This is a genomic window from Streptomyces sp. NPDC059455, assembly GCF_042750115.1.
GTDB lineage: Bacteria > Actinomycetota > Actinomycetes > Streptomycetales > Streptomycetaceae > Streptomyces > Streptomyces endocoffeicus.
Genome location: NZ_JBHYVB010000086.1, coordinates 35948 through 44671, shown reverse-complemented (window position 1 = coordinate 44671; position 8724 = coordinate 35948). Strand labels below are relative to the sequence as shown.

At 62.0% G+C, this 8724-nt stretch carries 6 protein-coding genes and 2 pseudogenes; 5 read left to right on the top strand and 3 right to left on the bottom strand.

The window, feature by feature from the left end; translation table 11 throughout:
- From ACFXB5_RS27850 to ACFXB5_RS27835, 4 genes and pseudogenes are all read left to right on the top strand, one after another.
- Positions 1 to 353, top strand: a pseudogene (locus ACFXB5_RS27850) (hypothetical protein); the annotation flags it as partial.
- A 390-nt stretch (positions 354 to 743) separates the two neighbouring features.
- Positions 744 to 884 (top strand): annotated as a pseudogene (locus ACFXB5_RS27845) (flavin reductase family protein); the annotation flags it as partial.
- A gap of 290 nt (positions 885 to 1174) precedes the next feature.
- The gene (locus ACFXB5_RS27840; RefSeq protein WP_385212577.1) at positions 1175 to 3838 is read left to right on the top strand and encodes an NACHT domain-containing protein; all 2664 of its coding nucleotides are present in this window, start codon (positions 1175 to 1177) and stop codon (positions 3836 to 3838) included.
- Between the two features lie 426 nt (positions 3839 to 4264).
- Positions 4265 to 4750 carry a helix-turn-helix domain-containing protein gene (locus tag ACFXB5_RS27835; protein ID WP_385212575.1) on the top strand — a complete coding sequence of 162 codons (486 nt, stop codon included), beginning with the start codon at positions 4265 to 4267 and terminating at the stop codon, positions 4748 to 4750.
- A 138-nt stretch (positions 4751 to 4888) separates the two neighbouring features.
- Here ACFXB5_RS27835 and ACFXB5_RS27830 read toward each other — a convergent pair whose 3' ends face one another.
- The 3 genes from ACFXB5_RS27830 to ACFXB5_RS27820 form a co-directional block, all read right to left on the bottom strand.
- Positions 4889 to 5521 carry an HAD family hydrolase gene (locus tag ACFXB5_RS27830; RefSeq protein WP_385212574.1) on the bottom strand — a complete coding sequence of 211 codons (633 nt, stop codon included), beginning with the start codon at positions 5519 to 5521 and terminating at the stop codon, positions 4889 to 4891.
- A 157-nt stretch (positions 5522 to 5678) separates the two neighbouring features.
- Complete coding sequence (locus ACFXB5_RS27825) at positions 5679 to 6254, bottom strand: HD family hydrolase (RefSeq protein ID WP_385212572.1); 576 nt, start codon at positions 6252 to 6254, stop codon at positions 5679 to 5681.
- 23 nt (positions 6255 to 6277) lie between these two features.
- On the bottom strand, positions 6278 to 7435 hold the full coding sequence (locus ACFXB5_RS27820; RefSeq protein WP_385212570.1) for a helix-turn-helix domain-containing protein: 1158 nt from the start codon (positions 7433 to 7435) through the stop codon (positions 6278 to 6280).
- 391 nt (positions 7436 to 7826) lie between these two features.
- Between ACFXB5_RS27820 and ACFXB5_RS27815 the strand changes: the two genes are divergently transcribed.
- Positions 7827 to 8342 (top strand): hypothetical protein, encoded by a 516-nt coding sequence (locus tag ACFXB5_RS27815; RefSeq protein WP_385212568.1) that lies wholly within the window; start codon positions 7827 to 7829, stop codon positions 8340 to 8342.
- The last annotated feature ends 382 nt before the right edge of the window (positions 8343 to 8724 follow it).

Genomic DNA, 8724 nt, shown 5'->3' with positions numbered 1-8724 from the left:
CGAGCGGCGTCCCCCTGGTCGCGCAGGTGCAGCGCCGGGATCCCCATGGGGAATTTTCTGGCGTCGCTACTGGGGAATATCGCCGTCGTTCACACCACTTCCACTTCACCCCCGTCGGCTCCTCGTGGCTGAACCAGATCGAGACCTGGTTCGGGATCATCACCCGACAGTCCATCCGCAGCGGCACGTTCTCCAGCGTCAATATCCTGGTCAAACAGATCCGCGACTACATCAACTCCTGGAACGAGAACGCGACGCCCTTCACCTGGACCGCCACCGCCGACGAGATCCTCGCCAAGGTCCGACTCGTCCAGACCAGCGTGAAGAAACTCGTCAATAACAACTCGAAGTAACACAATCAGGATCACGAGACACTAGGTCGTAGAAGATCACTCCATCGATGACCCCACTGGCCAGATCGGCCAGAAGTTCGCGGAACTTGGGGCGGATGACCACCCTCCCCAGCGCAGTCGGCGGCGGGTGTCCTAGACGTCTTCAGGTAGGCGGCGGGGCGCTTCGGGGTGTACGCGGAGGGTTGGTCGTACAGGTTGAGGGTGACGTCGCCTCGATGGGCCTGGGGTGGGATCTGGAAGTTGTCCCAGCGGGATACGGCGGACATGGTGGTGCTCAGTTCCGGATGCTCGTGTCTTCCGACGCCGGGCACCTTCCGTGGAACTCAGGGGCTGGGTGATGCTGCGATCCGCCGTTGGGATGCGCCGCCGGGCCAGCGGCTACTGGGGCGCATGCGTATCGACTTCGATCCCGAGGCCATGGGCCCCACCCCCTTCTACAAGCTGCTGACCTCGGTCATCGTGCCTCGGCCGATCGCCTGGGTGTCGACCGTCGGCCAGGACGGTGCTGCGAACCTCGCCCCTGCGAAGTTCTGCGTCAGTGTGGATATGGAGCTTTTCACGATGAGGTCCCCTGGATACACCAGTGGTGTTCACTCATTGGTGTGAAATTTGCGCCGCAAATTGCAGTTTTGCGAGTGATCGTGTAGAGGGTGGAACGGTGCTACGGCCGAGCATCAGCGAGTATCAGTCAAGATGGCTACGACGCTAGGGCTAGTTCGCACAAGCAGGTGAACCTTTTCTCGATGCTCTGGTTCGTCAACTGGAGCCGGAGGCTCGCGCAGTGCTCTAGGCTGGTCCTCTCGTATAACTGGGGGGCATAGGTGGAACCTGCAGCTATTGGTGCTCGCTTAGCCTCGAGCGTGGTATTCCCGCTGGTCAGGAGATTGTTCGTATCGGAGAGTGCTGGGGCGGGGCTTGTTGACAAGCCCGTGCGTGTCTCAGGACTGGTGTCGTTCAAAGGCGAGAAGCGCACTCTGTCCGACCGCGAGTTACAGAAGATCGCTGACGAGTTGGTGCGGCGCGCTGTGCAGTCCACCGGGGTCGAGGGGCGGATCCCTTCCTATGAACTACGCGCGGTGGCACACGCGGTAGCTGACTCATTACGCGCCATTGGTGATCTGGACATGGACGATGTGCAAGCGGTAAGCCTTGGACATTTAGCTTTGTCTCAACGTCTTAGATCCCAAAGTCCGACTGCAACTCTCGGGCTGTCAAGCGACGCGATCACGCTGCATGCAAGTGTCATGGACACGGCTTGCCTCCACGTACTGCACTTCTTCACGCAGCGGTCTGAATTCGTGCCAAGAACTCTGGTTGAACAGAGTCGTCGGCTCGATGACCTGCGAGCGAAGGTCGATGCATTACTCTTTCGGGCTCCCTCGCCGGCGGATAGCCCCTTTGAAGATCGTTATGCGGCATACATCATGTCGAAGTACGGCAAGTTGACTATTTTCGGGCTTGATCTTCCCGGGATGTCTGCTGTTTGGCCTCTGGATGCTGCTTACTTGAGCTTGGATGCTGCATCCAGAGGAGCAAGCGATGTTCCTTTGCTGCTTCCTGCCGATCATGTATTAGAGGGGCGTAACCGAGTACTCCTCAGGGGCGTTGCCGGATCTGGGAAAACAACCCTTGTACAGTGGCTCGCGGTCACTGCGACCCAAGAAGAGCCTGACGAGCACCTGCTCTATGTATGGGGACTTGTGCCGTTCGTGCTTCCGCTACGGGCACTTACCCGAGATGGAGCATCATTCCCCACCCCGGATCAGTTCCTTGCAGCAGTCGGCTGCCCTCTGGCAACCCTTCAGCCAACGGGATGGTTTGACCGAGTTTTGTCCTCGGGTCGTGGATTGATCCTCATCGACGGCATGGATGAAGTGCCAGAAAATGAGCGAGAGGGTGCACGGCGATGGCTGCAAGATCTTCTAGCCGCTTACCCTAAAAACCGTTGGCTAATTACTTCGCGGCCTTCTGCGGTTCGGGAAGAGTGGTTGGCCGACGAGGGGTTCATCGAACTGGATATGGCTCCAATGAGCCGAGACAACGTGGCGTCCTTCATCAAGCGATGGCATAAGGCAGCCGGTATTGGCGATCAGTATGCCCCGGAACTGATTGGAGAGGTGCAAGCTAAGCAGGCCCTTGGGCGACTCGCGGCCAACCCCCTTATGTGTGCACTCATTTGTGCTCTACACCAGGATCGGCGCGGCTATCTACCTGATGGTCGAAAGGAACTCTACGATGCGGCGCTTTCCATGCTTCTTTCGCGTCGTGACCGTGAGCGCGGTATCTACAAACCCGGGATGATCCGCATCGGCGAAGCTCATCATATTCAGCTCATTCAGAAGCTTGCTTATTGGATGATTAGAAATGGCCGAGTGGAGATGGGTCGAAGTGATGCTGTGGACTTGCTGGCACAGTCGCTTCCTGCGATTCCACAGGTGGCTGAGCAAGGATCGCCTGAGGAAATCTATCGGCACTTGTTGGTTCGAAGCGGGCTGTTGCGTGAGCCGAGTGTCGGATCAATGGATTTTATTCACCGCACTTTTCAGGACTACTTGGGGGCGAAGGCCGCCGTTGAGGGTCTTGACTTCGATTTCCTCATCTCAAATGCTCACTTCGATCAGTGGGAGGATGTGATCAGGATGGCCGTTGCCCACGCCCGGCCGGCCGAGCGAGTTCGACTTCTCAATGGCCTGTTGGAGCGAGGTGACTCATCGATGGACGACCGTCATCGATTGCACTTGCTGGCGGCTGCCTGTCTGGAACATGCTACCGAATTGGATCCATCTGTCAGGGATGCAGTGCAAAAGCGTGCTGCTGCTTTGATTCCTCCCCGCTCGGCAGAGCAAGCGCGAGCATTGGCAGACGTAGGGCCTGTTGCTCTGGAATTACTGCCTGGTCCACAAAATCTGCCAAATAAGAAAAAATCCGCCGAGGATAAAAAGGCGTCGAACGAAGACTACTTTACGGTTATGGCAGCCGCACGTATTGCGACCGATGCGGCGATTCCAGTTCTGGTTCGTTATAGAAGCCACAAGGATCTGCGTGTGCGGGCCGAGCTGGTTCGAGTGTGGGGGAGGTTCGACACCGCCCACTTTGGAGAAGAAGTGGTGGCATATCTTGACGAGTCGAATCTGTACTTTCCGGTCTCGAATGAGCGAGAGCTTCGTGAATTGCAGAGATATGGAGGTAGGGCTCGGATTAAGATCATCGGAGATATTTCTCAAGAAGATCTCATGGGTGTAATCTCTCCTGCCAGATTGACCCATTTATGGGCGGCTGTAGACGTCGGGTGGACTTGGGAATGGCTTTCTATGTTTCCCAATCTTGAGGTGCTAACGCTGGAAACCTCTCTGGTGAGCGTTGACGTGACATCGCTAGCAGATGTGCGATTGCGTGAGGTTCGAGTGCCGACGGGAGTAACAATCCTCGGGTCCGAGAACCTGTCTCCGGCCATTAAGGTCGTCTCGGAGGACCTAATTGGGTAGAGTTACTTCTGACTGCGCATTATTGGGGTCCCCGATCTGCCGTGAACGCGTTTTCCAGCATGACGGCCATGTGCTGGTTCGCGGTGAAGGAACGCCACAGCGTCACACGTGGTCTGGGCCGCACGTCGGCTCCCCCCAAGGGCTCGCACTCAGGTCCGCCTCCGCGATCAACCGCTCAGCAGCCAGGTACCGGGTGAACTCAAGTGGCTGATGAAAGTGGGCCCGCAGATGGAAGACGCAACCTCCTGAGACTTCAGGTTCAGTCGTAACCCCCGTCGCATCTGATGGTGTTCACGTGCGCCAGGGGGAAATGTAGCGTCACGATCGTGAAATCGCTGGCTGGCAGAGGAGCCCCGGGCTGGCGAGGCCGCTGACCCCGGTGATCGTCCAAGTCGGGTAAGGCGCTTTGACGAGTGCCTGCACCTCGTGCGCCGCGACCGGGGCACCGAGGTGGCCAACCAGATCGCCCGCGGTCTGGTGGCTGCCCCGCACTGGGACGGTGGGCAGGCCCAGTACGTGCCGGCTCCCGTCGCGGCGGCCGGTGAGGCGTCGCTGTCCGGTACCCGGGGATGGGCCCTGGACCGGCTCGGCGAGCCGCTCACGCTGCGCGTGCTCGCCCAGCACGCGGGTCTCTCGCAGCGTACTTTCATGCGCCGGTTCACCGAGGAGACGGGCACGACCCCGTTACGGGGGTTGCTCAACGCCCGCCTCAGCTGGGCGCGGGAAGTCCTGGAAACCACGGACCACCCGGTGGAACGGGTGGCGCGAGACTGCGGGCTGGGCACGGCGGCCAACCTGTGGCTGCACTTCCGGCGCGCTCTGCGCACCACCCCCACCGCCTACCGCCGCACCTTAGGGCGCTCGACGTCACCCCGTTCGGCCTGTTCACAAGCAGGGCTGCGCGCGGACTGAAAATGGGCCACCACGACCCTGAAGGCTTGCGGGGGCAGCGTTACTGTCTCGCGGGCGCCCCACCCGGCGGATCACAGGTGTTCTGTCTCCGCGGAGAGCGGGTCGAGCACTGAGTTGGTGAGGTGCAAAAGTGAGTTGTTAGGCCGGAGCGCGGTCCGGGAGTAGGGAGTCTAGTAGTGCGGCCGTTGTTGCGGGGGACGTGGTGTGGTGGATAGTACGAATTCCCAGGGTCTCGGCTGGCAGCAGGTTCTCGGCGTGATCATCGACGAATACGCATTCCGAGCCTTCGAGCTCCAGGGCTTCCAGCGCGCGCCGGTAGATGAGTGGCGACGGCTTCCGTACGCCCTCCAGCTCGGAAAGGATCACCGCGTCGAAAGAGTCACGCCACATGCCCTTGTCCTCGTACGGGTTATACGGCTCGATCCCGAACGAGTTGCTGAGCATCGCGACCTTGATGCCAGTCGCGCGGGCGCGCTCCGCAGCGGTGACGATCTGCGGCTCGGGGCGGAGGTTGGCCAGGGCACGCCGCATGAGGTCAGTAGGGTCGATGCCGAGGATTCCGCCGATGACGCGATTCCACTCGTCTTGGCTGGCCTCGCCGACTTCAAGGGCTGAGTACACCTGGACACCTTCCGGGTGCTCTACCAGGGCACGGAAGTAGGTCCCTGGTGTCAGGCCCTCAGACCTCTCGAACGCCTGGCCATTGAGTTTCATCGGTGTGGTCAGGACACCGCCGAAGTCGAGGATCAGGCCGCGGTAAGTGGGGTTCAATGTGGTTCCTTCCGGTTGCGTGTGGTGCCGGAAGCGGTCCCCCGGTCGCTTCCACGACGGCCGGGGGACCGTGATGCTCTGCTGCGAGGGCCAGCCCGCTGTCTGGCCGTTGACGGCACACGAACGCAGTTCTGCGTGCTCGGATGCGGCGTGCTGGTCAGCTCAGGTAGATGTGCTTCCATTCGGCGGACGACATGCCCTGTGCCGCTTCGGCGAGCGCGAGCGCTGAGGGTGTCTTCAACTTCGCCCGCGTAGTGTCCACCCATTCCTGGGCGTTGCGGTAGCCCTGCTCCAGGTACTCCATGCCTTGCAGCATGCATTCGAGCTTGTCCGCGTCGTGTGCCACGAGAACCTCCAGCGAATCGCCGTTCTCGTACTCGTGGACCACGCCCTTGATCCCCTCCGCTACTGCTGGGTGCGCCTTCGAGACCTGGTCGGCGGTGACCTTCTCGTTCGTTGCGGCTTCGAGGTAGCGGCGTCCGATCCAGGGGATGTCCCCGACGCGGGTCTCCTGGGTGTCGTGGAACGTGCACAGGAGCGCGACCTTCGCCGGGTCAGCGCCCTCCATCATCGCGAGCACGGCGCCGATGATCGCGGTGCGAAACGAGTGCTCGGCGATGGTCTCGGGGTCCTTGACGCCGGCGATCCACCAACCGCTGCGCTTCCCCCGCTTGAGGGCGCCCATCTCCAGGAGATAGCCAACGGTCCCCTTGTCGGCCTGGTCGTCAGTCATGTAGATCGTCCCCTTCAAGCGGATCACCGACTACTCAGTCTCAGACCGTAATGCACGTTCTCCAACTCACGCCTGGCCTGGCGAGAGATCACATCGCTGTCGAGCAGGCGACCGACGCGGGCGGTCAGATCGCGGTGCAGTGCCAGATCGGCTGAGAGAACGCCTGGCTTTGAGCGGATCAGTGCCCATACCGAGTGGATGTTCAAGTCCACGGCGCGCAGCGACGGATCAAGCCGGTCGGCAAGGGCGCGCAGGAGCGGGAGGGCCTCCCAGGACTGACCGTCGACGTCGCTCATGAACGCGTCGCTCGCACGGGGCACCGGGTCGAGGCCCAGCCAGTGTGCCCAGTAATTGAGATTGGCCATCTCGCCGGGGTCATCTCCCATGCCCCGCTCGATGAATGCCTGAAGCGTCTCGATATCCCCGTAGCGAACCATGGACGTTGCCACCGACCTGGCGTCGGACCAGGCCGGTGTCCACGATGCGTGACGCATTGGCACTGGACGACGTTGCTGCATGTCAGCAGACCAGGAGTGGGCGCCGGCGCTGGTGTCGTACGCACACAGGTAGAGCGCCTGCCGGCGCAGAAGTGAGCCACGTTCCCCGGCCCGATCAGCGATCTCCGCTGTGCGGCGGAGATTGGCGAACAACCTCTCCCGATCAGGTGCTGGCAGCAGTGGCGAGTCAGGCGTGGGACCTCGCCGCCGAGGGGTCGAGGCCGGCGCTTCGGGGAGAGCCGTGGGGTGCTCACCGGTCAGGGCCCAGGTGATCATGTGAGTCGACGCTCGGGTGAAGACCCAGCTGTGAAGGGGGTGCTGGGTGATGTCGTCACCCTCGAGGGTGTCGTCGAGCGAGTACTCGATGACGGCGTCGGCCTCGACTGCGAGATCCAGGAGAGGCAGAAGCGTTGCCTCCGCCCCACGTCCCAGCAGGTATCGCTTCAAGCGCAGGAATTGCGTGGAGGTGACGGCCGCCAGGGAACGACGGCCTGATTCCCAGCCCTGGACAGTCGTCGTGTCGATGCCGAGTCCCTCGGCCAGTCGGGACTGAGTCAGCGGAATGCGCTCACGGATGACCTTCAGCAGATGACCGCAGACGATGCCACCCGCAACGCGGGATCGGGAACCCTGACCGCGAGTCAGTGTTCCGCCCCTGGAGCCCGATCGCTTCTGTGGTGCCATGCCGTGCTCCCGCGTGGTTCGGCGTGTGCAACTCATACTCTGTGTCAGTTTTTTTGCCCGCTTGGTCACAGTAAGTTCATGCATAGTCAGTGACCCAGCGCACACCCGGTCCAGCTTAATCGCGGTGAGCGATCAAGTGGCTACGCAGGTGGTGACCGCGTATGCGCCCAACCAATGGGCGGTGTCAGGGAGTTCGCGAACGCATGGCGTATGCGAACCGAGATCGCCGGCCGAGAGGGCGGCAATGAGCTCCAGAACCCACGCCGATGGCTTCCGACCGCGACCTGTCGGCGAGCAGCTTCCAGGCAGCCGCGTGCGGGGTGGACGGATCACTGGCTCTGGAGTGCGCCTTTTGAGTAAGAGCGATGTGCAGCCCTTGAGGGAGCTGGTGATGACGACTTCTATGTGGCCCCCACGAAGCCGCGACGCCCTGGTGAACACGTATGCAGATGCGGAGCTGCTCGGGTGGCCTCTGTTTGTCGGCACGGAGCCGATGAACGCAGACAGGGTGCAACATGTCTTCGCCCGCAACCCCACAACGGTCTTGCTGGCGGCCTGTACCAAGTTCGACGCGGTGACCGCCTCACGCAAAGTCGTCACGGATGCGCTGGTCCGGCTCGACCGGATAGGTGCGGCTCCGCCATGCCTCTTGTACGGCGAGACGGGCACGTTCCTGGTCGCACGCGGCAGCGGGGTACACGTCCCCGCGCTTGCTGGTGTGCAGGTCATGGCTGGTGCTGATGCACGGATCACTCTGCCGCCGACGCACGGGGCTCGTTGGGACACTCCGCCGTGGCATCTCACCAAACGGGCCCCGGTGGAGCTGCCCAGCGCGGCCGTCCTTCATTCCTGTCTGGAAGAGGGGCTGCGTCTCTACCCGCGCCGCGAGGCAGGGGTCGGACCATGATGCCGGTGGCCCGACATTCAGCGTCCAGGAGATCAACGAGGGGCTTTACCAGCCCGGACCGCGTTAACCCGGAACCTCCTTTGGTGAGGAAAGCCGCCGCCCCTGCTCCAACTGCCAGGAAGGGAGGGGCGGCGGCTACACCGGGCGTCTCTGTGCATGGCTGCACAGCTGTGGACCTGGAAAACCTGACGGGACGGCCCGCCGCTTAGCCGCCCGCCTGTCCGCTCGCTCACCTGCGAGCCGCCCCCATCAGAGTCTGTCGAACAGGTCCCCGGGGGGGGGGGGGGGCGAGCGGCGCACGGCCCAGACTCGGCGAGGAGTCGACTGATGGTGACTGTCCCGCGAGAGCCTCCGCGCGGTTGAGCTGAGTGACTCTCTCTAG

What these genes read in the sequence shown, in the direction of transcription:
- ACFXB5_RS27825 (WP_385212572.1), bottom strand. Translation starts at nt 6,254, where the DNA reads ATGACTGACGACCAGGCCGACAAGGGGACCGTTGGCTATCTCCTGGAG.
- ACFXB5_RS27820 (WP_385212570.1), bottom strand. Translation starts at nt 7,435, where the DNA reads ATGGCACCACAGAAGCGATCGGGCTCCAGGGGCGGAACACTGACTCGC.
- ACFXB5_RS27815 (WP_385212568.1), top strand. Translation starts at nt 7,827, where the DNA reads ATGACGACTTCTATGTGGCCCCCACGAAGCCGCGACGCCCTGGTGAAC.